Origin of the sequence: Lysinibacillus sp. NPDC056959, from assembly GCF_042674095.1 — a bacterium.
In the GTDB taxonomy this organism is placed as follows: domain Bacteria; phylum Bacillota; class Bacilli; order Bacillales_A; family Planococcaceae; genus Lysinibacillus; species Lysinibacillus zambalensis.
Genome location: NZ_JBHURE010000001.1, coordinates 284,169 through 308,674 on the forward strand (window position 1 = coordinate 284,169; position 24,506 = coordinate 308,674).

A 24,506-nucleotide genomic window follows, 5' to 3' on the forward strand; every position below is an offset into this window, starting at 1 on the left:
TTACTCAGCTGCCTTTTTAGCAAAGGTTGTATTTACAAGCTTTTCATAATCCACCCGTTGAGGAAGTTCACCCGCTTCTCCCATAATCGTTTGCAAGTTATCCCATTCCCCCTTATCCAAAATAGGATCTGTAGCATAGGAACCCTGTGATTTATAACGCTCTACCACTGTTTCGATTAATTCAATATCTACATTTTCAAAGTATGGCTGAATAATTTTCGCTATTTCTGCCGCACTCGATTTTTGCACAAAATCCTGTGCTCGCTTCAATGCATTTGTAAAGCCTTGAACTGTTTTCTCTTCGTCCTTTAAATAGCTGCTTTTCGCCATAAACGATGTATACGGCAATTGCCCAGATTCTGTACCAAACGAAGCGACAATATAGCCTTTACCTTCTTTCTCAAACATACTTGCTGTTGGCTCAAATAGCTGTACATAATCCCCCGTTCCAGATGCAAAGGCTGTAGAAATATTAGCAAAATCAATGTTTTGAATAAGTTTTAAATCATTGGCAGGGTCAATGCCATGCTTTTTCAGTACGAACTCACCTGCCATTTGTGGCATTCCACCTTTACGCTGCCCTAAAAATGTGGAACCTTTCAACTGATCCCATGAAAAATTATCCACCTTTTCGCGTGCCACTAAAAATGTTCCATCTGTTTGTGTTAACTGCGCAAAATTTTGAATCGGGTCATTAGAGCCTTGGAGCGTTACATATATAGAAGTTTCCGATCCAACTAAAGCGATATCAATTCCATCAGATAGTAACGCCGTCATTGTCTTATCCCCGCCCGCAATTGTTTGTAGCTCAACGGAAAGCCCTTCATCCTTGAAGAACCCTTTTTCAAGGGCTACATACTGCGGCGCATAGAAAATTGAGCGCGTCACTTCTCCAACTTTGACTTTTTCTAGCTCCGTTTTATTACACGCTGTTAAAGAAAGGAGTAATAAAGTAATAACACTAAATAGTAAACTTTTTTTAAGCCTACGCATTCCATTTCCTCCTTAATTGATGAAATAAGCCTATCGACATTAACTTATTCACACTAGAAGATTTCGGTGCCAATCAATTTAGATTTGAGAGAACAATCGATTGAAAATGGGTTTCGTAGCCAATCGTTTATATGTAGATTGCTTAAAACGATAATTTTTTTTACTATACCAAATAAAACAGCCTTAGCAAATTAATGCTAAGGCTGTTTTATTACTTAAAAACTCAATACAAGTTTCACGGTATAGGAGCCAAGCTACTCTCATTGGTTGGCAGCTTGTTGCTCTTCTCTTTTTTCACGCCACATACGTGTTTTATATACAATCAAAATTAACGCCGCTACGATGAGACCCTCAATCATAGGTAGGAATAACGCGAAAAATGTCAACATAATACATCCTAGGAATAGGAACACATAAATGACAATAGTTTGAGATAGCTTTAACTTCTTTGCAAAGCCTAATTTATAGACAATTGCAGAAAGTACAAATACAAGAAGAAATACAACGAAGCCTGCAATGTCATAGCTCGGTAAATTTTCATATAAAAATCTTGTTATACCTGCCATTCTCTCATAAACCTTTGTTGTTTCCTCTGAATTTGTTGATGCAGCAACTTGAATAACATTTAGTTCACCCAATAAAGCGGACTTTATATCCAAGACTCCTCTTCCTTTCATGTCAGCGGAAAATTATTGTTCTGCGTTACGTAATTTTTTCGCTGCTTTCTCACGTTCGTTTTTATCTAGAATTTGTTTACGAAGGCGAATAGATTCTGGTGTGATTTCTAAATACTCGTCATCACCTAAGTATTCAAGCGCTTCTTCTAGTGATAAAATACGTGGCTTTTTAATAACATTCGTTTGGTCTTTGTTTGCTGAACGGATGTTTGTTTTTTGTTTCATTTTTGTGATGTTTACAGTGATATCAGCGTCACGAGTATTTTCTCCAACGATCATACCTTCGTAAATATCTGTACCTGGCTCCAAGAACAGTGTACCACGGTCTTCAATTTGCATCATACCATAAGTTGTTGATTTACCAGTTTCCATTGAAACTAGTACACCTTGGTGACGGCCACCGATTTTTCCTGGTATTAATGGTTGATAGCAATCGAACGTATGGTTGATAATACCGAAACCTTTTGTCATCGACATGAATTCAGTTGTATAACCGATTAATCCACGAGCTGGTACTAAGAACGTTAAACGAACTTGACCACTGCCGTTGTTCACCATATCAAGCATTTCACCTTTACGTGTACCAATTGATTCGATAATTGAACCAACATTTTCTTCAGGCACATCGATTTGAACGCGTTCGAAAGGTTCACATTTCACGCCGTCGATTTCACGCACGATTACTTGTGGTTTTGACACTTGTAATTCGAAGCCTTCACGACGCATGTTTTCGATAAGGATAGATAAGTGAAGCTCCCCACGACCTGAAACTGTCCAAGCATCTGGAGAATCAGTATCTTCAACACGTAAAGATACGTCTGTTTGTAATTGAGCACGTAAACGCTCTTCTACTTTACGAGAAGTAACCCATTTCCCTTCACGACCTGCGAATGGAGAATTGTTTACTAAGAAAGTCATTTGTAAAGTTGGCTCATCAATACGTAATGGCGTTAGCGCGTCTGGATGCTCAACAGGGCAAACTGTTTCACCAACGTTGATGTCTTCCATACCTGAAACGGCGATTAAGTCACCAGCTTTTGCTGTCTCAACTTCTTCACGTTTTAAGCCGAAGAAACCAAAGATTTTCGTTACACGGAAGTTTTTCACTGTTCCGTCTAACTTCATAAGAGATACTTGTTGACCTACAGAAATTGTTCCGCGGAATACGCGACCAATACCGATACGTCCAACGAAGTCATTATAGTCAAGTAAAGCTACTTGGAATTGTAATGGCTCTTCTGAGTTATCAATTGGTGCTGGAATAGCTTCGATAATTTTCTCAAATAGACATTTCATATCCGCTTCTTGCTTAGATGGATCAGCGTCTAAAGAAGCTGTACCATTTACACCTGAAGCATAGACAACAGGGAAGTCTAATTGATCTTCATCTGCACCTAGTTCAATGAATAATTCAAGTACTTCATCTACTACTTCTAGTGGACGAGCTGAATCTTTGTCCACTTTATTAACAACAACGATTGGTGTTAAACGTTGTTCTAATGCTTTTTTCAACACAAAACGTGTTTGTGGCATACAACCCTCATACGCATCGACAACTAGTACAACGCCATCTACCATTTTTAAAATACGTTCTACCTCACCACCGAAGTCAGCGTGTCCAGGCGTATCAAGGATGTTGATACGAGTTCCTTCATAGTTTACTGCTGTATTTTTAGCTAAAATCGTAATACCACGTTCGCGTTCAATATCGTTAGAGTCCATTGCACGTTCTTCAACACGTTCGTTTGAACGGAATGTACCTGATTGTTTTAGTAATTGGTCGACTAAAGTAGTTTTACCATGGTCAACGTGTGCGATAATTGCGATATTGCGAAGATCTTGACGTAAGTTTGTCATTATTCCACTCCATATTCTTTTTTCGAATGTTTAACTGTGATATTATAGCACAAGAAGGATAGAAATGTCCTTATTAGAATTTTCCTCATTCTAAAAAATATATTTAATTTACAAATTTTTAATATAGGAGGCTCGGCTATGAATCGTGCAAAATTCGTAATGGCTATTTACGCATTAGCTGCTGTTTTAGCAATGTGTTCTATCGGGTATTCAGTAGCAATCAGCAGTGTATTAGGTATAATAGCAGGCATTGTGGCTACTTGTGTCATCTTCATGACAGCCTTTAAAATGAAACGTAAACTACGTGAACAAGGTTTACTATAATATGAGTTGATTGCTTAAGTAAGAAGGAGCCTGTCTAAAAAAATAAAGTGTACCCTTTGTAAAGGACATTTTGAAAAAAAGCTAGGCAACCTTTTGAAGCTGCCGTCTGTATTTTGCAGGCGGCAGCTTTTTCAAGTTCCATTGCCCTCGATAATGGTTGTAATACATCATATAACTTTTTACTTCTCGTTTTACTTCTTCTAATGTTTCACACGCTTTCAGATTGGTTTCATCTTTAAAATGACCGAAGAAGGATTCTTGAGGGGCGTTATCCCAACAGTTTCCTCGGCGTGACATAGATTGCCCTAGTCCCATTTTCTTCACAAGTTTCTGGAATTTTGGATTCGTATAATGGAATCCTTGATCTGAATGAATAAATGCATCTTTCGTTAAATGGTGGTGATTTTGCTTCAATTTACGAAGAGTATTGAGCGCGATATCCATACTTAATGAAGCAGATACTTCATACGCTAAAATTTCGTTTGTCTCAGCGTCCTTAATCGTTGATAAATAAGCACGTTTGCCTTTTCCGTACGGCAAATACGTGATATCTGTTAATAATACTTTCCTGCTACACCTTGTTTAAAGTTACGCTGTAATTCATTTGGACATGTACGGTGTTCTTTTGTTGCTTTGGCCATTCTACGTGCCGGATTCGCTTTTCGAATTGGGCATACAATCTCGAATTTCTTCATAATACGGCGAATACGTTTTAAGTTATACGTTATCCCATATTGATTTTCTAACGTCATTTTGATTTGACGTGCACCTTTCCTACGTCCTCGGAAATGCTACGCTTTTAAAATGATTTCTTTGACGGCTTCATCTGCTAACTCATATGCTGCAAGCTTTTGCATTGATTTCTCTGTGAAATAATTATAGTAACCTGAACGAGATACACCCATGATTTCACATAGATAGCTTACTAAACGTTTTAGTTTATATTTTTGAATCGTTTTACTGATTAATTCAAACTTTAGTTCCGTTGCGATTGTTATTTCTTCTTTAACATCTGCCTTTCGAGTAGATCGAGCTTTTTTAAAAGTTCATTCTCCGCTTGTAATAATTGATTTTTTGCTTCTAATCGTGCAATTTTTTCTTCTAAACTTAATTCCCGTTCTACTGGACGACCTGAATTCGTTTTACGTGTATCTTGTAGACCAGCTACTCCAGTTGTGCGATAAGCTGCACGCCAACGCTTTCCCGCTGAACTAATGCGCTTCAAACCAATCAGTTCTACATCTAAACCAGCCTCTTCAAAAATCGTTCTTGGGAGTTTTCCTTTTTCATTTTCTGCAATAAAATGGCGTTTAAACTCCTCAGTATAAGTAATTGCTTTATCACTAATAGCCTGGATATTAGGATTACATTTTAGTTGTTCTTGCTCTTTTTTAGTAAATAATCTTTTCGTCATTTATTCCGCTCCGACATCTTTTTTCTCATTATAAACAAAAGTACCCTATAGGATAGACTTTTTTCAAAGTGTCTATCTTATAGGGTACAGTTTAAAAATAGAAGGCTCCTTTTTTATTCATAAGGCACAATATAATTTTCTAATAGCTCTTTGTGTATAGAAGGATTGGCAATGATAAAAGTATCCTGATGCAAAAAGTCAAAGGCCTCTCCATGTAAATTAGTGGTGATGGCACCAACTTCCTTAGCGATAATAGTCCCCCCAGCAATATCCCATGGTGATAGTCGCATCGATACATAAGCATCTAGTTTACCACTGACAACAAACGCTATTTCCATTGCCGCTGAACCATATGACCGCGTACCACGTACTTTCCGAACCATTTCAATGACTTTTTCATGGTGAATATGTCGATTGGGTGCTACCCAATGAGCGTTTATACCAATGACCGATTCCTCCATTTTGACTGACTGCAACTTACGTAATGGAGAGTCATTGTACCATGCCCCTTGACCTGCAATAGCATAAAATAAATCTTCACGCATGACATCGAATATGTAACCTAGCTTGCCTACCCCATTAACAAAAATACCGATAGAAATCATAAAATGACGATGTTGTTTCACAAAATTCATCGTGCCATCGATCGGATCAATAATCCATACGACACCTTCTAACGACTCTACTTTCTCGCCCATTCCCTCTTCCCCTAAAATTTTGTGGGTTGGATCGAAACTTTGTATTTTTTCGATAAAAAATAATTCTGTTTCACGGTCAATATTTGTAACAAGGTCATTGGCACTTGATTTTGTCTCAATAATTAGATTGTACGAAAAGGCCTCCCGAATACGTCTCCCCGCTTCAACTATAATACTTTTCGCAAACTGATCAATTTGTTGTAAATCCATAAAAACCCACCCTTCGATTATAAGAAAAGGCCTCACACATTTTTTAACTTTCTCACTACTTAAGGCTTGATTTCTCATGACGTTTTGTTAATACGTAGCACCTAGTACTTCCTTGAAATTAAAACTTCTTATTATGATATACAGTCTATTTTACCCTTTATAGCAATAAAAATCACCTGCTGTCGGAATATTCAGCAAGTGATTTTTCAAATCGGTATAAAATATTGACTACGCATAGACGTGCAAGCTCTCAAGTTCAAGCTGAATTTCAGCCAGACGTTTTTTACTTTTTTCAATTTCAAACTCATTTTTTTCATTCATTGCCGAAAAGAGTGAGGCTAATTCATAATCTAATTCTAATTGTAAAATGTGTTCATATTGCTTTTCAATGTCGACTTTACGTATAATTTTTACGATAGGTTTCATAAAAATCACTTCCTTTTTTTATTTTTTTACAATAACAACTTCGAGAAAGTTCTTGTTATAAGATTTTTTCCCATTTTCGTAATAAAATAAACCTTATAAATCGAAAGGAGTAAATAAAAAATGACGAAAATAAAATGGACGAATAAAGACTTCAATGTTTTTCAAATAGACGGATTAGAACAGAGAATGGATGCCTTAAATGAATGTGTAAGACCAAAATTCCAAACTCTTGGAGAGGATTTTTCTTCCTTCTTTTCGAGTCATCTTGGAGAAGAATTTTATCCTCATGTTGCAAAGCATGCACGTAGGACAGTAAATCCTCCCAATGATAGCTGGGTTGCCTTCGCTCCGTACAAAAGAGGTTATAAATCATTACCTCACTTTCAGATTGGTCTTTGGAGCACACATTTATTCATCGTCTTAGCTATTATTTATGAAGCTCCACAAAAAAATGTGATGGCAGAACGTTTAATCGCCAACAGAGCAATGTTACAGCAACTTCCTGATGACTTCATTGTCTCTGGAGATCATATGTCTCCAGCAGCAATCTCCATGCAAGATGCAAAGGAAGACAAGCTAGATGAATTACTTATTCGTTTACGCGATGTAAAAAAAGGTGAGTTTTTAGTAGGTCGACATATTCCAAAAGATCAAGCGGTCAAGCTGTCAGCTAGTGAACTTCATCAATTAACAGAAGATACCTTTAACCGTTTACTCCCGATTTATAACATCATTGTTGGAAAATAAAGTTTAACAGATTGTCCTTCAAGCCTTGTGGCATAATAACTAAAACAATTTTTATGTTTTTATTTATATTTTGTGGAAAATTTACGTTATTATCCCTAGCAAACGAAAATTTGTTTGAGGAATATTTTTATGGGTTTGAGTTGAGAGAAGGGAATTATTATTTTCTCTCTATTTTTCAAGAAATTTAAAAAAGCTTGATTTTGTTTATGTAGTATATGAAGCGCGCTTATTTTTAACACCGGCATAGTGTAAAGCGATTAGATAAAAAATATGGGATGGGAATACTCACATCCACATTTTTTGTATTTAAAATCAAAGTAGTCAAGATACATGCCTGTGAAGTAGTTGATTGGAGTGGAGATTGGGCACTCCTTGGGGATTAGCAATAGAGGAACGAAGGCTAAAACCATCACGTCCTGTGATAACGCCTTCGTGACCAACATCCGGTTGCCCCAAGCGGCTCATCGGACGCCCCTAGGAAGCTCTGCTCGAAAGCGAAGCGTCAGCAACAAATGTTTTATCTGTGCGAAAGCGTAGCGTCAGCAACAACAAAGCGCCCAGTCGGAACGAAATTCAACTCCTCGTTGTGCCGAAGAGTCATCTGAATCGACACCTGACAGTAAATTTTTAAAGTGAAATTGAAAAAATCCACATCAGAAAAGCGCAAGAAATCAACGTTTTTAAAATTGATTTCTCGCGCTTTTTAAGTTTTGACCCGTTTTATTTATCTACGTTGCTTCGGGACAACTTTAATAATTGTGCCGTCAGTTGCGTCTTTTGTTTGTTTCACAACAGGATAACTGACATAGCCACTCGCTTCTTCAAATTCACGGAAAATTGTTTTTTCCTCGGCCTGTGAAGGAACAATTTCTTTAAAACGACGATATTTCGCCATCATCACTTCACGCTTAATGCCTTTTTCATAAGCTTGTTCAATTCCTTCAAAAAATTGGACAACATCTACAATTTCCTCCGTTGACCAATCCGTCGAAAACGGATAAGAGTATTCCATTGGACATAACCACCTTTACGTTATTGACCCGATACAAAAAACATATACATTTCTTAAAAAAATGTAGACATCTCTACAGTGACACAACTTATATCTTTTGACTTTCGCTTTTGTGTCTTCCTTATTCTCCGAGCCTAGTTTCGCCGAAGCTACTGCCAATTAGTATGGCTCTCCAAAGGCGATTACAATATGAGATAGCTTGGTTTTCACAATCTCATTAGAACACTGATGTAAATGATTTGTTCGTATGTCGTTATACCCATTTTACCCGGATACTCTCTGCTTCTGCAACCATTCGAGTGATCAGCTCCTCGACAGTTGGAATATCATGAATCATTCCTGTAACTTGTCCAGCCCAACCAATGCCTTCTTCTTTTTCGCCCTCATAAATAAAACGTTTATTTGCTTTCCCGCTAATATAATCTTTTAACGCCTCATACGTAGGTGTAGTGCGTTCAATTTCTAAAATCTTTTCCGTGAATTCACTGCGTAACGCTCTTGCTGGTGCACCTATAGAGCGTTTTATAACGGTCGTATCTGCCTCGGTGCTTGCGAGTAACGCTTCTTTATATGCCTCAGAGGCATCAACACATTCTTTAGTCGCAATAAAACGAGTTCCCATTTCAATTCCCTCTGCTCCAAGTGCATGAGCTGCCATCCAGCCACGACCATCACCAATACCACCAGAGGCAATGACAGGTATTTTCACACTATCTACAACCTGCGGCACGAGCACCATTGTCCCTATATCATCGCGTCCAAGATGACCTCCACCCTCTTGTCCAACAACCATAACAGCATCTGCGCCTAGTTCTTCCGCCTTTTGAGCTTGTCTACGTACAGCAACAAGAACTAATTTTTTAATATCCGTTCCTTCTAAAATATCAAAAATAGGTGCAGGATTCCCGCCAGTCATTGTAACAACAGGTACCTTTTCTTCCACCGCAACGCGCACCATTTCCTCATAACCAGTACCATACATACCAATTGCAAAATTTACGCCAAACGGTTTATCCGTTAATGTTCGTACTTTATGAATCTCTGCGCGCAATAAGTCAGGATCACGTAAACTCATTGCTGTAATTTGCCCTAGCCCCCCAGCATTCGACACCGCTGCTGCTAAATCAGCATAAGCTAAATAGGCTAATCCCCCTTGTATAATTGGATATTTAATATTTAAAAGCTCTGTCACACGTGTATTCCAATTCATAGTACCTCCCCTTTCCTACGATACTAATTTCTCGAAATTATTAAAAAAACCTTTATTTTTTATTTTTTTCTGCAAAGTCTGTTTTTTCATGCAATTAGGTGCTATAATTCACTTGTTTTGTTAGATATTAAAAAGTGAGGTGGTACCTGCGTTGTCACAACTAGAGACTCCATTGTTCGACGTATTATTAAAACATCGGAACAGACACCCAATTCAATTCCATATCCCAGGCCATAAGAAAGGTCAAGGCATGGATCCTGCGTTTCGAGAATTCGTCGGCGACAACGTTTTATCAATTGATTTAATTAATATTGCTCCACTAGACGATTTACATTCACCAAAGGGCGCCATTAAAGAAGCGCAAGCACTTGCTGCACAAGCCTTTGGTGCTGATCATACATTCTTTTCCGTTCAAGGTACTAGTGGCGCCATTATGGCGATGATTCTGACCGTCGTCGGTCCAGGTGATAAAATTCTAGTACCACGGAATGTTCATAAATCCATTATGTCGGCGATTGTTTTCGCTGGAGCAATCCCGATTTTTATTCATCCTGAAGTAGATAGTGAATACGGTATTTCTCATGGAATATCGCCTGAAGCTGTTGAAAAAGCTTTAAATGCTTATCCAGATACAAAAGCAGTACTTGTAATTAATCCAACGTACTTCGGCTTCTCCGCAGACTTAAAGCGTATTGTAGAAATAGTCCATACACGTAATATTCCGGTAGTTGTCGATGAAGCACATGGTGTACACATTAAATTTCATGATGACCTCCCTTACTCCGCAATGGAAGCTGGGGCTGATATGGCTGCAACAAGCGTACACAAGCTTGGTGGCTCTATGACTCAAACGTCTATTTTAAACGTTCGTGAAGGTCTTGTTTCTGCAAAACGAGTACAAGCTGTTCTGTCGATGCTAACAACTACATCGACATCTTATCCATTACTTGCTTCTCTTGACACAGCACGACGTCAGCTGGCAATCCATGGTTATGACTTAATTGGTGATGCACTTCGTTTGGCAAAGGATGCGCGTAAACGCATTAACCAAATTCCACATATAAAATGTGCTGGTAAAGAAAAATTAAATTCATCTGCAACTTATGATATGGACCCTTTAAAGCTACTAATAAGTGTTAAAGATTTAGGCATCACTGGTCATCAAGCTGAAGAATGGCTACGTCACAATGCAAATATTGAAGTAGAATTATCAGATCTATACAATATTTTATGCTTAGTGACATTAGGTGATACGAAAAAGGAAATTAATCTCCTCATCAATGCTCTTAGTCGTATGTCAAAAGCATTCGATTCAGAAGCTACTATTACTGAGGCGATGGTAAATGTACCGGATATTCCTGCACTTGCCATGTCACCACGCGATGCATTTTATGCAGATACTGAAGTTGTTCCTCTTGCAGAAGCAGATAATTGTATTTGTGCAGAATTCGTTATGGTATATCCCCCAGGTATTCCGATTTTTATTCCCGGGGAAATAATTACACAAGAGAATATTCGTTATATACAAATGAATATTGAAGCTGGTTTACCTGTACAAGGACCAGAAGATACAACATTAAAAACGATTCGCGTCATAAAAGAACGCAAACCTATTATTTAATGCAAAGCTACCTCAAAGAGAGGTAGCTTTTTGTCGATTAATAATATAACCAAGTAGAAATCATACCTAATATTGGAAAAAGAAGCCACCAATGCCTCCATAAAAAATCCCCAACAGTTTTATGATCCGATTCATTAGAATCAGTGGAATCAGAGGCTACTTGTGTATGATATTTTTCTTCACCTATAATAAGCTGGTCTAAAGAAATTTTATATAAATCACTTAACCTTCTTAAATTATCAATATCCGGATAGCCCTTTCCTAACTCCCATTTTGAAACAGATTGTCTTGAAATATTTAAAAAACCCGCGACATCGTCCTGTGTATATTTATGTTGTTCTCTCAATTCCTTTAAACGGTTTTCTATCTTCATTGAATTTCACCTCCAACTTATAGGATTTTGATCAAATAATAATGGATTATTACACTTTATTCTAGAAGTTATCATTTGCTAATTCGCAACGCATAGTTGCTTTCAAAGAAACTGAGCAAAAAATTCGAATCTAGAGCATACTTTCCTTACAATATTTATTGAGGAGTGATGGAATGAACACATGGGATCAACGATTTAAAACAGCCGAATATGTTTATGGTGAGCAGCCAAATACATTTATAGAAGACTATGTACACTATTTAAAGGATTATCCAAGTGTGGCTGCATATGCCGAAGGTGAAGGTCGAAATGCTGTATTTTTAGCTTTACAGGGACATACGGTAACTGCCTTTGATTATGCGGAAAGTGGTCTTAAAAAAACAGAACAGCTTGCAGAAAAACATAATGTTTCAGTCCATACAAAGCTAACTGACTTACTACAAGATGAACTGCCAGAAGAAATGTTTGATGCTGCTATTATGGTGTTTGGACATTTTCCAGCTGAACAGCAACAAGAAGTGTTTAAGAGGATTGTTAATTCTGTAAAACCTGGCGGTCGTATTATGATGGAACTTTATTCAATTTATCAGCTACCTTACGCCTCAGGTGGCCCAAGACAGCTTGATTTTTTATATGACCCTTTGGATGTTCTAAAATGGTGTCAACCTTATAAAATCATCCATTTTTTCACAGGTGAACAAATGCGAAATGAGGGTATACTCCACACAGGACTTGCTCATACTATTCAATTAATTATCGAAAAGAGTTAAATAGCTATATACAGATTCTGTATATAGCTTTTTTACAAAAATAAATAAACAAATAATGGACATAGAAATGCGCCAATAATTGCAGTTAAGGCCATAGATAACGAGCCTACTGATAATTCTTGTTCTCCGTATTCTCTTAATTTAACAAGTCCAACACCGTGTGAAGCGCTACCTACCGCAACACCTCTACTAACGGCGGAGTCAATTTTGCCGTATTTAATGACTAATGGTCCTATAATAGCGCCTACAAATCCTGCCAGCATGACAAGCACAGCTGTTAATGGTGGAATACCGCCAATTGTCTCACTCACCTGCATACCTACAGGTGTCGTTAACGATTTAGGCAAGGCAGTCAGCAACCAGCTTTTATTGACACCAATCCATTTCAGCATAACAAATATTGTCACTAAACCCGTAACCATGGCGATAAAAACACCTGACAAAATTGCATATTTATATTTCATAATAATCTTACGCTGGTTATATAATGGATAAGCAAGTGCTACAACTGCTGGACCTAGCATTTTTTGTAGCCATTCTCCCCCCTCCATATATGTAGAGTATGGAATATTAAAGACTACTAACATAATTGCACTGACGATCGTTGTCGTCACTAACGGAATCATTAAAGGATGAGGGTAACGTTGATAAAGTTTAGTAAATAATACGAATAACACAACGGTACCAACGACAACAATAATTTCAATCAACTGTTAATTCCCCCTCTCCTTCTTCTACAATGGCTACTGTTTCTTTTTTAGTCAGCTCTTTTTTCTCAACAATTTGACTAAGTAATCCCGTCACATAAATAGAAATTAGCGTACTTGCTATAACGGCTAGCATAATCAATAGACCAGTTGTTGAAACAAGTTCAGGGTAGTCAATTACTCCTACTGTTGCAGGAATGAAAAACAACGTTAATACGCCAATTAAAAAACCAGCTCCATCTTGAATGTATTCTACTTTAATTATTTTAAAATGGAGTGAAAGTGCTAATAATAACAAACCAATTACACTTCCTGGAAGAGGTACATGTAGTAAAGCAACAATACCGACGCCCATGTAATAAAAGATATTGAGTATCCCGATCTGAACAATAATTCGAACAACTCTCTTTAACATCGCAACAAAATTCTCGTTCAACATTTCGCCACATTTCACCCCCCCATTACGTCCATTCTACAACTGCAGGAATTTTCTGTCTATTATAATTTTAGAAAAACAATAGAAAAAAGGATTACTTCAAGACTTTCCTATTGGGTACTTACTTAAGAAGCTACTCTGACAAACATATTGCTGGACATTCATTTAAAAAAAGCACTTCCTAAGTGATTTTAAACAAATAGGAAGTGCTTGTTTATTAATTTATTTTTTTGGGTGTTTCATATCATATGCTTTCCAATTAGAATTTGAACTTTCTTTTATCAGATACAGGTTATCATAAAAACCATTGTGTGAAGATACCATACTGTCGAAAGGTTTGCGATATTGAGAAATAAGGAGGTATTCACTTCCTTTAAAACGATAATATTCTACAGTAGGTTTTTTCACGTATTCATTTTCTACCCAAGAATCAATAAAGATCGTGTTTGGATTTGCCGCAATGTTATCGGTGCCTCTAAATATATATTTGTTTTCCAAAGGCATCATATCTTCTTTCATGTATTTATTAATATATTCAGGTGTGAATCCAGGAGATAAGATATCAATTATTTGAGTCTTTGTGAAGTAATAGGTGTTTCCAAGCCGTATCTTATCTTGCATTCCGATTAGACCATCTACTATTTTCTTAGCTTCAGATAGTTCGAAGTCACTAAAATTCTTAATGTATTGGTTCGAAACATATCCTTCTTTTCCTTCGTAATTGAATAGAGAATAACCATATATATCATGAGAATAGGTCGTAATTTTTGTGCCGTTCTTTAATGAACCTAACTTTGCAAAATTAGTGCCTGGTCCACCTAAAACTTCGACTTCCTTTAAGTTAGTGGAGATAACTCCTGTTGCCACATCGTATAATGGTTTATCTGCATATTGGTAAAAATTAGAAAGATTGTGGTAACCACTTACCGAAGTAGAAGGTTGATTATCTTTCTTGTCATAATAAATATTAGTTTTTGAATTTTTTTTAGGGCTGTTATATTTACCAATTGGATCAAGATTTATCGAAAACGTCTTTACTAACTTTCTGTTTGCATTGTCAATATTTGAATATTCGTCAGGACTAGGTGCGTTGAATACAACGGAAGGTATTCCTTTTTCCAAAGTTATAGAAGTTGCTAAAAATCCACCTAAAGAATGACCGGTAGCAGTAACTTTATATTTTGGATTTACCTGTTCAAATAGTCTTCTCGCATTATCCATTTGAGTATTATACAGTTCCGAAGTAATGTCCGATAGATCTTTAGAGATATTTCCACTGTCAGAAGTACCTCTAAATGCGATTACATATTCTTCAGTTTTTGTATTTTTAAAAACAGCTCCGAAAAAGCCTGTTATATCATCACTTACATAATCATCTAGAATCCATTTTTCTAAATCAGCATATTTGATAAACTCACTTACTTTCATAGAAGGGTAGTAATGTTCTTTTTGAATTTTCTTCCATTCATCCTTAAAATTTTGCAGTGGATCACTTTTAGCATTTATTGCATCAAATTTCATATCTACTAATTTTGTTCTTTTTTCAAATTTGCTTAGGTCTGAGTAAACTAAGGTGCTAAAGAACAATGCTCTTGTTTCTTCTTTTGTTAGATTTTTCGGGCTAAGATTTGGTACAGTTGCTGCTTTTGCCGCTTGTGGATTTACACCACTGAAAATGACTGATAAAACTGTAGTAATGATTAAAAAAAATAAAAAATTTCTTTTCAAAAAAAATCCTCCTATAATGGTTTCGAACAATTATATCACCCCAATACCAGCAAATGAATAATTTTACAGAAGTTAATGTCAATGGAAACCCTCTTTGATACTTAATCAAGTGAAGTATTACGGTGAAGTATTTATCTCGTATGAAAAATTGAAGAAGATAATTGAACGCTATATCGACCACTATAGCAATGAACGTATTTAAACTAAAACTGGCTAGCATAAGTCCAGTAAAATACCGAACTCACACCAGCCAATTAGCCGCATAATAAAAACTCTAACTTTAAGGGGTTACTACCTTTGAGCTACCCTTTTTCTATACATATGATAAAGAAACTGTCTTAAAACTAATCTACAATCAATTTTTTGACACAGCTAAATATACTTTTCTCAAAAAATATTACTCTATAATGCATGCCCGGAACCACCATCAATATTTACAGAAGTTCCTGTCACATAACTAGCAGCATCAGAAACTAAAAAAGTAATGACATTTGCTGCTTCTTGAGTTTCCCCTACACGACCAAGTGGAATTGCTTGACCTACTTTACGAGAATACTCATCCCACGATAGTTCGGGTTCTGCCTCTTTCCACGTCTTCTCTATTTGATCACTACGAATAAGCCCAATACAAACAGAGTTCACACGTATATTATCTTTTCCTAAGTCTTTGCTCATAGCTTTCGTTAATGCCAGACCTGCCGCACGACTTACAGTACTAGGGAGTGAGCTTGCCGGTGGTGTTTTAGCCATTACCGCAGTCACATTAACTATTGCACCGCCACCAACCTTACGCAAATGAGGTACAGCATATTTTGAACAATTGACAGCACCAAACACTTTTAAATCTACATCAGCCTGCCATAGCTCACTACTAACCGATTCAAATGAATTAGCTGAAGCTGTGCCTGCATTATTAATAAGAATATCAAGGCGACCAAAATGCTCTACTGCTCGTTCTATTAAGTACTTACAATCTTTTTCTTTTGTAATATCAGTTGGTACAATTAAAACGTCCTCGCCTGTTTCATTTTTAATACAGCCAGCAGCCACTTGAAGCTGCTTTTCACCACGAGCACAAAGTACGACCTTCGCGCCCTCTTTCACAAGCTCCATTGCTGTATAATAGCCAATTCCCTTACTTGAACCTGTAATAACTGCTACTTTCCCCTTTAAGCCTAGTTCCATTTTTTATCACCCCAGTTTTTTTGATCAACTTCCCTTGTTTCAAAGACATCGTTATCATTTCCGGACATCTAGCATTCAATTACTAGATTTTTAAGTCTATCCGGTATGTAATATGTTCCTAACCGAACTGTATTTTTAGAATATTCATTCGATATAATTACTTTATCAAAATTACATGTAATATACAAAAAAACGGCTACAAAGCAAATGCTTTATAACCGTTTTCATAAACTTTATTATTTTTTTGCTACAATATGGATTGGGTTGCCAAGTAATACTTCAGCAGCTTCCATTGTAATTTCACCTAATGTTGGGTGAGCATGGATTGTTAACGCGATATCTTCAGCAGTCATACCGCCTTCAATAGCTAAGCCCATTTCAGCGATCATATCAGATGCACCAGCACCTACGATTTGAGCACCAATTAATAAGCCATCTTCTTTACGCGCAACAAGTTTCACGAAACCTTCTGTTTGGTTTAATGCAAGTGCACGACCATTTGCTGCAAATGGGAATTTCGCTGCAGTGTACTCGATGCCTTCAGCTTTCGCTTCATCTTCGTTATAACCAACTGTTGCCATCTCTGGATCTGTGAAGCATACAGCAGGAATAGCTAAATAATCAACGATTGATTTTTCACCAGCGATTGCTTCAGCAGCAACTTTACCTTCGTAAGATGCTTTATGAGCAAGCTGAGGACCAGCTACAATATCACCAATTGCATAGATGTTTGGAATATTTGTACGGCACTGTTTGTCAACATTGATAAGACCACGTTCACCGAATTCAACACCGATTTCAGCAAGGCCCATTTCATCTGTATTTGGACGACGACCTACAGTTACTAATACGTAGTCAGCTTCAACTTTTTTCTCTTCTCCGCCAACTTCATATGTTACTACTACGCCGTTTTCTGTTTCTTCAACGCCTTTTGCAGATGCGTTTACTTCCATTTCAACGCCTTTCTTTTTAAGGCCTTTTTTCACGATTTGTGTCATTTGTTTTTCGAAGCCAGCTAAGATATCTTTTCCGCCTTCGATAATTGTTACTTGTGAGCCAAGGTTAGCGTAAGCTGAACCTAACTCTGTACCAATATAGCCTCCACCGATAACGACTAATTTACCTGGTACTTCTTGTAAAGAAAGTGCGCCAGTAGAATTTAGTACGCGATTAGAGAATTTAAATGTTGGAATTTCAACTGGGCGAGAACCCGTTGCGATAATTACATTGTTAAATGTGTAAGTTTGAGCAGATTCACCATTGATGATACGCACTGAATGAGCGTCAACGAAATAAGCTTCACCTTGTACAATTTCAACTTTATTACCTTTAAGTAAGCCTTCAACACCGCCAGTTAATTTTTTAACAACGCTGTCTTTAAATGCTTGTGCTTTTGAGAAGTCTAATTTCACATCAGAAGCGATGATACCCATGTCATCTGAATGTTTAGCATGCTCAAAACGGTGACCTACTGAAATTAATGCTTTAGATGGGATACAACCTACGTTTAAGCACACACCACCAAGTACATTTTTTTCAACGATTGTTACTTTTTGGCCAGTTTGAGCTGCACGAATTGCTGCTACATATCCTCCAGGACCTGAACCAATGACAAGAGTATCTGTTTCGATTGGAAAATCTCCTACTACCATTTTTGTTACGCCTCCATTAATAATAATTCTGGTTCACTTAACAAACGCTTTAAGTGATTTAAAGCATTTTGCGCAGTGGCTCCATCAATCATACGATGATCAAAGCTCAATGATAATGCTAACACAGGTGCGGCTACAATTTCACCATTTTTTATTACAGGTTTTTCTGAAATTCGACCAATACCTAGAATCGCTACTTCAGGATGATTAATTACCGGAGTAAACCACTGTCCCCCTGCAGAGCCGATATTCGTAATCGACATCGAGGCGCCCTTCATTTCATGTGGTGCAAGCTTGCTTTCACGAGCTTTAGTCGCTAATTCATTAATTTCATTTGATACTGCAAAAACAGATTTACGATCAGCGTGCTTAATAACTGGTACTAGCAAGCCTTTTTCTGTATCTGCTGCAATACCAATATTGTAATAATGCTTCTGAATAATTTCTTGTGTTGCATCATCTAATGAGCGGTTAAATTCTGGGAATTCGCGTAAAGTTGAAATTAGCGCTTTAACTACATATGGTAAGTACGTTAATTTAACACCTTTTTCAGCAGCGATATCTTTGAATTTTTTGCGATGTGCTACTAGAGCTGTTACATCGACTTCATCCATTAGTGTAACATGTGGAGCCGTTTGTTTCGAGTGAACCATCGCTTTTGCAATCGCTTTTCGAATGCCCGACATTTTCTCACGTGTTTCTGGGAAATCACCTTCAAGGACTACTGGTGCTACTTGTGTAGTGGTTTCTTGCTGCACAGCTTCTTCATTAGCTACTGGTGCTGCTGCTTCAACCTCTACAACGCCTCCACCTTTTAGGAAATTTTCAATATCTTGTTTTAAAATACGACCATTTTTGCCAGTACCATTAACTTCACGAATATTCACATCATTGTCTCGTGCAAATTTACGTACTGAAGGCATTGCAATGATACGCTTATTATCTTCAGTTACCGCAACAGCTTCAGTCTTTTCAGGAGTTTTCTCTGGAGCCTGCTCAACTTCAACAGGTGCCTTTGCTACTTCCTTACCATACTCAGCTGTCGCTTGAACTTGAGCCTCTGTTTTCGCTTCAGCATGGTCATCACCTTTTAGCTTTAAATCTTCATATCCAGGTGCATCAAGGCGGATTAAGACATCACCAACAACCGCTACTGTGCCTTCTCCTACTAAAACTTCCTCTACTGTCCCTTCAACTGGAGACGGAATCTCTACTACTGCTTTATCATTTTGTACTTCACAAAGAATATCGTCTTCTTTTACTGTATCTCCAGCTTTAACGAACCACTTAACGATTTCGCCTTCGTGAATACCCTCGCCAATATCCGGTAATCTAAATTCAAATGCCATGTGTACCCATCCTTTCTATTTGCTGTCCTTCAAGTTTAGAAGTTACATTAGAATGTTAAAACTTTTTTTGCTGTTTCCATTACATCTTTATAGTTCGGTAACCAAACACCTTCAGCTTGTGGGAATGGGTACACAGTATCTGGTGCAGCTACACGAAGTACAGGTGCTTCTAAACTTAAAATCGCGCGCTCTGTAATTTCAGCCACTACGTTTGCAGCAATACCTGCTTGTTTTTGAGCCTCTTGTACAACGATTGCACGACCTGTTTTTTCAACGGACGCAATAATTGTCTCAATATCAATTGGTTGGATTGTACGTAAATCAATTACTTCTACAGAGTGACCTTCTTTTTCTAGCTCCTCTGCTGCCTTTAAGCTTTCGTGAACCATTAAACCGTAGGCAATAATTGTTAAATCTTTACCTTCACGTTTTACATCCGCCTTACCTAGTGGAATTTCGTATGCTTCCTCAGGTACCTCTTCACGGAATGAACGATATAATTTTAAATGCTCTAAGAAAATGACTGGATTATCATTTCGAATAGATGAAATAAGTAAACCTTTAGCATCGTATGGAGTTGATGGAACAACAACCGTTAACCCTGGCTGTGCTGTCATTAAGCTTTCTAAGCTATCAGAGTGCATTTCAGGTGTATGCACGCCTCCACCAAACGGAGAACGGATTGTTACTGGTGCATTATAGACACCACCGCTACGATAGCTCATACGTGCTAATTGACCACTGATCGAGTCCATTACTTCATATACGAAACCGAAGAACTGGATTTCAGGAACCGGACGGAAACCTTGTAGAGAAAGACCGACTGCTAAGCCACCAATACCTGATTCTGCTAACGGTGTATCGAATACACGGTCAACCCCAAATTCTTTTTGTAGGCCCTCAGTTGCGCGGAATACCCCACCGTTGACACCTACATCTTCCCCGAATACAAGAACGTTTTCATCATTCTTTAATTCTGTGCGAAGTGCATCTGTAATTGCTTGAATCATCGTCATTTGTGCCATAGGTTATTTCGACTCCTTCTCTTTGTAGATTTCATACTGTTCTTTTAAATTAGATGGCATTTCGCCTTTGTACATGTTTTCCATTAACTCTGTTACTTTTTGTTTTGGAGCAGCATCGGCTTTTTTGATCGCTTCTTTAATTTCTTCTTTTGCACGCTCAATAACAGCCTCTTCTTTTTGCTCATCCCACAGACCTTTTGCTTCTAAGTATTTACGGAAGCGTACAAGAGGGTCTTTTTGTGCCCATTCATTATCTGTATCTGATGTACGGTAACGCGTTGGGTCATCCCCTGCCATTGTATGAGGACCATAGCGATAGCACATTGTTTCAATTAATGTTGGACCTTCGCCATTTACTGCACGCTCACGTGCATCACGTGTTGCTACGTAAACTGCTAGCGCATCCATTCCATCTACTAAAATACTTGGTAAGCCTGCTGCTACACCTTTTTGAGCGATTGTTTTTGCAGCAGTTTGTAATTCGCGAGGTGTTGAAATGGCGAATTGGTTATTTTGTACAATGAAGATTGCTGGTGACTTAAATGCACCTGCAAAGTTAATGCCTTCATAGAAATCCCCTTGTGATGAACCACCATCACCTGTATAAGTTACTGCCACTGCCTTTTTACCACGTTTTTGAATACCAAGAGCTACACCTGCTGCTTGAATATATTGTGCACCGATAATAATTTGAGGTGCTAATACGTTTACGCCCTCAGGAACTTGGTTCCCCGCAAAATGACCGCGTGAGAATAAAAACGCTTTATCTAAAGGTAAACCGTGCCATACGATTTGTGGTACATCACGGTAACCCGGTAAAATCCAATCTTCTTTTTCTAATGCAAAGTGTGACGCAAGTTGTGAAGCTTCTTGCCCAGCAGTTGGTGCATAGAAGCCTAAGCGACCTTGACGGTTAAGAGAGATAGATCGTTGGTCTAAAATACGTGTATAAACCATACGCGTCATTAACTCAACTAGTTCCTCATCAGATAGCTTCGGGTCTGCCTCTTCATTTATAATTTCGCCTTCTTCATTCAAAATTTGAAACATTTCAAACTTATCTTCGATTTCAGTTAGCGTTTGTTTAGCATCAAAAATATTATTGTTTTTCTTGCTCATTTGTCACATCTCCCTTTCAGCTGTATTAAAATAAATCACCGTTTCAACTAGTACAACTTATTCTTTGCACTCAGTATACTGAATAAAATACTGTCGGTCAATCATATATTACGCGTACAAACAAAGATTTTTTCTAACATAACAATTAAACAACTCTGTTTCATGCTGTACCACTAATTAATATTTTCTGTATTATAACAACACATTAAAGGTACTCAATTATTACGTTCTCCTACATGATTACCAATAGTAGAATGCCCAGTTTCAGACAATCTAATAGCTATTAAAAAATTTTTTAAGTATATTCAAATAAGGTTTTTTTCATGTGATTGTTTTAAGACGTGATGTATACTTATAAGCAAGACACTACAAAGTCGAAAGGAAGATTCATATATGATTTTAATGGATGATATTATTCGCGAAGGTCATCCGACTTTACGCACAAAAGCCGAGGAGGTAAAATTCCCTTTAACTGATGAAGTAAAACAACTCGCAGAAGACATGCTTCAATATTTAATAAACAGCCAAGATCCCGAAATGGCAGATAAATATAACCTACGTAGCGGCATTGGATTAGCTGCCAATCAAATAAATAGCCTCCATCGAATGTTTGCCCTCCATTTAACAGATGAGAATGGCGAACAATTAAGTTTTGTAGCAATCAACCCAAAAATCGTTAGTCACTCAGTAGAAAACACGTACCTTGCAACAGGCGAGGGCTGCCTTTCTGTAGATCGCAATGTTCCAGGCTATGTACCACGTCATGCTCGTGTTACAGTTAAATTTAAAACCATTGATGGTGAGGAGAAAAAAATGCGCCTTAAAGGAATGCCTGCTATAGCCTTCCAACACGAATTAGACCACCTTAACGGCGTTATGTTTTACGACCGCATCAATGAAAAAAATCCATTTACGGAAATTCCAGATTCTACACCATATGAGCGCGATTAGGCGCACGAAAAAGAAAGCAAACCCCTGCAGTTTTTTTAAACTGGGGGTTTACTTTTTTCTTGCCTCGTTATGAAATTCATCTGATACTTTAACTTCGGGATCAGTCTAACATCCACCTGAGGCTTAAGCCATTACGATTCCTCGTTCTAAACGCTCATTAATTTTTTCCAATAATGCTGGGAGCTCTTTTATCGTTCGAATCGTATAATGCGCACCTGTTTCTTTAAATATTCTTGTTGTTTTTTCAATAGCAAATTGCTGCTCTTCTTCAGATAAAGCCATATACTCTTCTTCAGATAACCCCATTTCAGAGCTTCCAATAATAACACCAACAGCCCATACACCTGCATTTAGAGCTTCTTGAATATCTGAAGTTGTATCACCAATCTTCACCACTTGCTTCGTCGCCTTAATACCCAATGCTTCCATATTTTTAAAAATCATATATGGGTAAGGGCGTCCTTTATCTCCTAATTGAGTAGGCGTTACTAAAAAATCAGGTTCATATCCTTTAGCCGCTGCATGCGAAGTCACTACCTCCATCATCGAGTCTGTATATCCCGTCGTAGAACCGATCCGAATACCCTCTTCTTTTAATTGTTGTATCGTTTCTGTCACATACTGAATCGGATCCGTGTAAGTCGCTAAAGATTCCATTAACTTTGATTCAAACTGCATATATAAAGCGTGGACATCCTCTTCCGTAAAATCTCGTCCATACTTTTCGTTCCATGCCTCACGAATTCTTGGCATTTCAAGCATTGTACGAATATGATCTATTTTCAACATGCCCATCGGTTTACGTGCTTCCTCTAGCGTAACTTTGATTCCCGCATCTTCAAAAACTGTAAGAAAAACATTCACAGGAGCAAAGCAACCAAAATCAACAGTTGTACCTGCCCAATCTAAAATAATCGCTTCAATCTTCATTTTTTTATCACCACCATATAATTTTCGATAACCTTACACAATGTCTTCATATCATCTTCATGAATATCTCCAATATTGCCAATTCGGAATGTATCCACATCTGTTAGTTTCCCCGGATAAATGACAAATCCTGCTTTTTTCATCGCATTATAGAAATGATCGAAGGAGAACCCTTCATAAGGGAATAAAAACGTCGTAATAATAGGTGATTGTAACCCCTCTGAAATATAAGCGTCAAAACCAAGTGCTTGCAATTGAGTACGAAGTATACGATTATTATTCGCATATCGTTCGTAACGAGCACGTATTCCACCTTCTTCCACAAGTTCCTCTAATGCCTTCGCAAAAGCTGCCACTACATGTGTAGGGGATGTAAAACGCCATTTTCCATCGAGTTTCATCACTTCCCACTGATTATATAAATCTAATGCAACACTTCTAGCTTGCTCTTTACACTTTTCTAATTCCTTCATCTTTGCGATAACAAACCCAAACCCAGGTACCCCTTGGATACATTTATTAGCACTGCTAATTAAATAATCAATCCCTAATGCTTTTAAATCCATCGGTACGCCACCGAAGCTACTCATCGCATCAACGATAAACGTTTTATCCAACCCTTTTACAACGCTTCCTATTTCATGAATAGGATTTAAAATGCCCGTTGTCGTCTCACAATGTACAATAGCAACATGTGTTATTGTTGCATCATTTTCCAACAGCGCTTTCACTTCGAGTGGTGACGGCGGTTCATTATAAGGAACACTATAGACCGCGTGCTGTAGTTTAAGCACTTTTGCCATTTCAACAATGCGTTCACCGTAAGCACCATTTGTGATAATAAGGACTTTATCTTCCTCTCCAACAGCCGTTGTTAACACTGATTCCACAACAAAACTGCCACTTCCCTGCATAAGAACAGTTGCATAATCTGTTTCTGTCACTTGCGCTAACTCTAAAAGCTGCTTACGTATTGTTTGTGTGACACTTTTATAATCATCATCCCAAGTGCAACGATCTTTTAACATCTCTTGTTTTACTGTAGCAGTTGTCGTTAAAGGTCCTGGCGTTAACAATTTATAGTTGTTCATA

23 protein-coding genes and 1 pseudogene are annotated in these 24,506 nt (G+C 37.7%); 5 read left to right on the forward strand and 19 right to left on the reverse strand.

Annotation, left to right across the window (positions count from 1 at the left end):
• The 3 genes from ACFTQ7_RS01315 to typA all read right to left on the reverse strand — a co-directional run bounded on the left by ACFTQ7_RS01315 (window position 1) and on the right by typA (window position 3,527).
• Complete coding sequence (locus ACFTQ7_RS01315; RefSeq protein WP_386826905.1) at window positions 1-993, reverse strand: ABC transporter substrate-binding protein; 993 nt, start codon at window positions 991-993, stop codon at window positions 1-3.
• Window positions 994-1,253: 260 nt separating this feature from the next.
• Window positions 1,254-1,652, reverse strand: coding sequence for a YlaH-like family protein (locus tag ACFTQ7_RS01320; protein WP_386826906.1), 399 nt, complete (start codon window positions 1,650-1,652; stop codon window positions 1,254-1,256).
• A 30-nt stretch (window positions 1,653-1,682) separates the two neighbouring features.
• Window positions 1,683-3,527, reverse strand: coding sequence for a translational GTPase TypA (typA, locus tag ACFTQ7_RS01325; RefSeq protein ID WP_349658964.1), 1,845 nt, complete (start codon window positions 3,525-3,527; stop codon window positions 1,683-1,685).
• Between the two features lie 138 nt (window positions 3,528-3,665).
• Between typA and ACFTQ7_RS01330 the strand changes: the two genes are divergently transcribed.
• Window positions 3,666-3,851: a DUF5325 family protein gene (locus ACFTQ7_RS01330; protein ID WP_079559722.1), complete on the forward strand. Its 186-nt coding sequence runs from the start codon at window positions 3,666-3,668 to the stop codon at window positions 3,849-3,851.
• 81 nt (window positions 3,852-3,932) lie between these two features.
• Here the strand turns inward: ACFTQ7_RS01330 and ACFTQ7_RS01335 are convergent.
• From ACFTQ7_RS01335 to ACFTQ7_RS01345, 3 genes and pseudogenes are all read right to left on the reverse strand, one after another.
• Window positions 3,933-5,265, reverse strand: a pseudogene (locus ACFTQ7_RS01335) (IS3 family transposase).
• 113 nt (window positions 5,266-5,378) lie between these two features.
• On the reverse strand, window positions 5,379-6,173 hold the full coding sequence (locus ACFTQ7_RS01340; protein WP_386826907.1) for an inositol monophosphatase family protein: 795 nt from the start codon (window positions 6,171-6,173) through the stop codon (window positions 5,379-5,381).
• A gap of 228 nt (window positions 6,174-6,401) precedes the next feature.
• Window positions 6,402-6,599, reverse strand: coding sequence for a hypothetical protein (locus ACFTQ7_RS01345; RefSeq protein ID WP_079559720.1), 198 nt, complete (start codon window positions 6,597-6,599; stop codon window positions 6,402-6,404).
• Window positions 6,600-6,719: 120 nt separating this feature from the next.
• Between ACFTQ7_RS01345 and ACFTQ7_RS01350 the strand changes: the two genes are divergently transcribed.
• Window positions 6,720-7,346, forward strand: coding sequence for a YktB family protein (locus ACFTQ7_RS01350; RefSeq protein WP_386826908.1), 627 nt, complete (start codon window positions 6,720-6,722; stop codon window positions 7,344-7,346).
• A gap of 724 nt (window positions 7,347-8,070) precedes the next feature.
• Here the strand turns inward: ACFTQ7_RS01350 and ACFTQ7_RS01355 are convergent.
• Both ACFTQ7_RS01355 and ACFTQ7_RS01360 read right to left on the reverse strand, forming a co-directional pair.
• A complete protein-coding gene (locus tag ACFTQ7_RS01355; protein ID WP_386826909.1) occupies window positions 8,071-8,358 on the reverse strand; it encodes a UPF0223 family protein in 288 nt (95 codons plus the stop codon).
• 253 nt (window positions 8,359-8,611) lie between these two features.
• Window positions 8,612-9,568, reverse strand: coding sequence for an NAD(P)H-dependent flavin oxidoreductase (locus tag ACFTQ7_RS01360; RefSeq protein WP_386826910.1), 957 nt, complete (start codon window positions 9,566-9,568; stop codon window positions 8,612-8,614).
• Between the two features lie 151 nt (window positions 9,569-9,719).
• On the opposite strand from ACFTQ7_RS01360, the gene ACFTQ7_RS01365 reads away from it, so the two are divergent.
• Entirely contained in the window at window positions 9,720-11,189 is a 1,470-nt protein-coding gene (locus ACFTQ7_RS01365) for an aminotransferase class I/II-fold pyridoxal phosphate-dependent enzyme (RefSeq protein WP_386826911.1), read from the forward strand.
• A 37-nt stretch (window positions 11,190-11,226) separates the two neighbouring features.
• Here ACFTQ7_RS01365 and ACFTQ7_RS01370 read toward each other — a convergent pair whose 3' ends face one another.
• Window positions 11,227-11,562 carry a helix-turn-helix transcriptional regulator gene (locus ACFTQ7_RS01370; RefSeq protein ID WP_386826912.1) on the reverse strand — a complete coding sequence of 112 codons (336 nt, stop codon included), beginning with the start codon at window positions 11,560-11,562 and terminating at the stop codon, window positions 11,227-11,229.
• Between the two features lie 173 nt (window positions 11,563-11,735).
• On the opposite strand from ACFTQ7_RS01370, the gene ACFTQ7_RS01375 reads away from it, so the two are divergent.
• Window positions 11,736-12,332 (forward strand): methyltransferase domain-containing protein, encoded by a 597-nt coding sequence (locus tag ACFTQ7_RS01375; RefSeq protein ID WP_386826913.1) that lies wholly within the window; start codon window positions 11,736-11,738, stop codon window positions 12,330-12,332.
• Window positions 12,333-12,364: 32 nt separating this feature from the next.
• Here the strand turns inward: ACFTQ7_RS01375 and ACFTQ7_RS01380 are convergent, their stop codons facing one another.
• The 8 genes from ACFTQ7_RS01380 to pdhA all read right to left on the reverse strand — a co-directional run bounded on the left by ACFTQ7_RS01380 (window position 12,365) and on the right by pdhA (window position 21,533).
• The gene (locus ACFTQ7_RS01380) at window positions 12,365-13,042 is read right to left on the reverse strand and encodes an LrgB family protein (RefSeq protein ID WP_349658971.1); all 678 of its coding nucleotides are present in this window, start codon (window positions 13,040-13,042) and stop codon (window positions 12,365-12,367) included.
• Entirely contained in the window at window positions 13,035-13,478 is a 444-nt protein-coding gene (locus ACFTQ7_RS01385) for a CidA/LrgA family protein (protein WP_386826914.1), read from the reverse strand. The genes ACFTQ7_RS01380 and ACFTQ7_RS01385 overlap by 8 nt, the downstream gene beginning before the upstream one ends.
• 219 nt (window positions 13,479-13,697) lie before the next feature.
• Window positions 13,698-15,203, reverse strand: coding sequence for a Tle-like phospholipase domain-containing protein (locus ACFTQ7_RS01390; protein WP_386826915.1), 1,506 nt, complete (start codon window positions 15,201-15,203; stop codon window positions 13,698-13,700).
• Between the two features lie 402 nt (window positions 15,204-15,605).
• The gene (locus ACFTQ7_RS01395; RefSeq protein WP_386826916.1) at window positions 15,606-16,388 is read right to left on the reverse strand and encodes an SDR family NAD(P)-dependent oxidoreductase; all 783 of its coding nucleotides are present in this window, start codon (window positions 16,386-16,388) and stop codon (window positions 15,606-15,608) included.
• Window positions 16,389-16,624: 236 nt separating this feature from the next.
• Window positions 16,625-18,040: a dihydrolipoyl dehydrogenase gene (gene lpdA, locus ACFTQ7_RS01400; RefSeq protein WP_068983305.1), complete on the reverse strand. Its 1,416-nt coding sequence runs from the start codon at window positions 18,038-18,040 to the stop codon at window positions 16,625-16,627.
• A 5-nt stretch (window positions 18,041-18,045) separates the two neighbouring features.
• Complete coding sequence (locus ACFTQ7_RS01405; protein WP_386826917.1) at window positions 18,046-19,389, reverse strand: dihydrolipoamide acetyltransferase family protein; 1,344 nt, start codon at window positions 19,387-19,389, stop codon at window positions 18,046-18,048.
• Between the two features lie 47 nt (window positions 19,390-19,436).
• Complete coding sequence (locus ACFTQ7_RS01410; protein WP_079559704.1) at window positions 19,437-20,414, reverse strand: alpha-ketoacid dehydrogenase subunit beta; 978 nt, start codon at window positions 20,412-20,414, stop codon at window positions 19,437-19,439.
• Between the two features lie 3 nt (window positions 20,415-20,417).
• Window positions 20,418-21,533, reverse strand: a complete 1,116-nt coding sequence (gene pdhA, locus ACFTQ7_RS01415) for a pyruvate dehydrogenase (acetyl-transferring) E1 component subunit alpha (protein WP_079559703.1) — start codon at window positions 21,531-21,533, stop codon at window positions 20,418-20,420.
• Between the two features lie 393 nt (window positions 21,534-21,926).
• Between pdhA and def the strand changes: the two genes are divergently transcribed.
• Window positions 21,927-22,484, forward strand: coding sequence for a peptide deformylase (gene def, locus ACFTQ7_RS01420; protein WP_386826918.1), 558 nt, complete (start codon window positions 21,927-21,929; stop codon window positions 22,482-22,484).
• 123 nt (window positions 22,485-22,607) lie between these two features.
• Here the strand turns inward: def and phnX are convergent, their stop codons facing one another.
• Window positions 22,608-23,414: a phosphonoacetaldehyde hydrolase gene (gene phnX / locus ACFTQ7_RS01425; protein WP_386826919.1), complete on the reverse strand. Its 807-nt coding sequence runs from the start codon at window positions 23,412-23,414 to the stop codon at window positions 22,608-22,610.
• Window positions 23,411-24,505, reverse strand: coding sequence for a 2-aminoethylphosphonate--pyruvate transaminase (phnW, locus tag ACFTQ7_RS01430; RefSeq protein ID WP_386826920.1), 1,095 nt, complete (start codon window positions 24,503-24,505; stop codon window positions 23,411-23,413). Before phnW ends, phnX begins: the two co-directional genes overlap by 4 nt.
• Window position 24,506: the final 1 nt, after the last annotated feature.

Excerpts from the sequence above, each read along its gene's own strand:
- ACFTQ7_RS01315 (WP_386826905.1), bottom strand. The coding sequence starts at position 993 with ATGCGTAGGCTTAAAAAAAGTTTACTATTTAGTGTTATTACTTTATTA.
- typA (WP_349658964.1), bottom strand. The coding sequence starts at position 3,527 with ATGACAAACTTACGTCAAGATCTTCGCAATATCGCAATTATCGCACAC.
- ACFTQ7_RS01330 (WP_079559722.1), top strand. The coding sequence starts at position 3,666 with ATGAATCGTGCAAAATTCGTAATGGCTATTTACGCATTAGCTGCTGTT.
- ACFTQ7_RS01340 (WP_386826907.1), bottom strand. The coding sequence starts at position 6,173 with ATGGATTTACAACAAATTGATCAGTTTGCGAAAAGTATTATAGTTGAA.
- ACFTQ7_RS01345 (WP_079559720.1), bottom strand. The coding sequence starts at position 6,599 with ATGAAACCTATCGTAAAAATTATACGTAAAGTCGACATTGAAAAGCAA.
- ACFTQ7_RS01350 (WP_386826908.1), top strand. The coding sequence starts at position 6,720 with ATGACGAAAATAAAATGGACGAATAAAGACTTCAATGTTTTTCAAATA.
- ACFTQ7_RS01355 (WP_386826909.1), bottom strand. The coding sequence starts at position 8,358 with ATGGAATACTCTTATCCGTTTTCGACGGATTGGTCAACGGAGGAAATT.
- ACFTQ7_RS01360 (WP_386826910.1), bottom strand. The coding sequence starts at position 9,568 with ATGAATTGGAATACACGTGTGACAGAGCTTTTAAATATTAAATATCCA.
- ACFTQ7_RS01370 (WP_386826912.1), bottom strand. The coding sequence starts at position 11,562 with ATGAAGATAGAAAACCGTTTAAAGGAATTGAGAGAACAACATAAATAT.
- ACFTQ7_RS01375 (WP_386826913.1), top strand. The coding sequence starts at position 11,736 with ATGAACACATGGGATCAACGATTTAAAACAGCCGAATATGTTTATGGT.
- ACFTQ7_RS01385 (WP_386826914.1), bottom strand. The coding sequence starts at position 13,478 with ATGTTGAACGAGAATTTTGTTGCGATGTTAAAGAGAGTTGTTCGAATT.
- ACFTQ7_RS01395 (WP_386826916.1), bottom strand. The coding sequence starts at position 16,388 with ATGGAACTAGGCTTAAAGGGGAAAGTAGCAGTTATTACAGGTTCAAGT.
- lpdA (WP_068983305.1), bottom strand. The coding sequence starts at position 18,040 with ATGGTAGTAGGAGATTTTCCAATCGAAACAGATACTCTTGTCATTGGT.
- ACFTQ7_RS01405 (WP_386826917.1), bottom strand. The coding sequence starts at position 19,389 with ATGGCATTTGAATTTAGATTACCGGATATTGGCGAGGGTATTCACGAA.
- ACFTQ7_RS01410 (WP_079559704.1), bottom strand. The coding sequence starts at position 20,414 with ATGGCACAAATGACGATGATTCAAGCAATTACAGATGCACTTCGCACA.
- pdhA (WP_079559703.1), bottom strand. The coding sequence starts at position 21,533 with ATGAGCAAGAAAAACAATAATATTTTTGATGCTAAACAAACGCTAACT.
- def (WP_386826918.1), top strand. The coding sequence starts at position 21,927 with ATGATTTTAATGGATGATATTATTCGCGAAGGTCATCCGACTTTACGC.
- phnX (WP_386826919.1), bottom strand. The coding sequence starts at position 23,414 with ATGAAGATTGAAGCGATTATTTTAGATTGGGCAGGTACAACTGTTGAT.
- phnW (WP_386826920.1), bottom strand. The coding sequence starts at position 24,505 with ATGAACAACTATAAATTGTTAACGCCAGGACCTTTAACGACAACTGCT.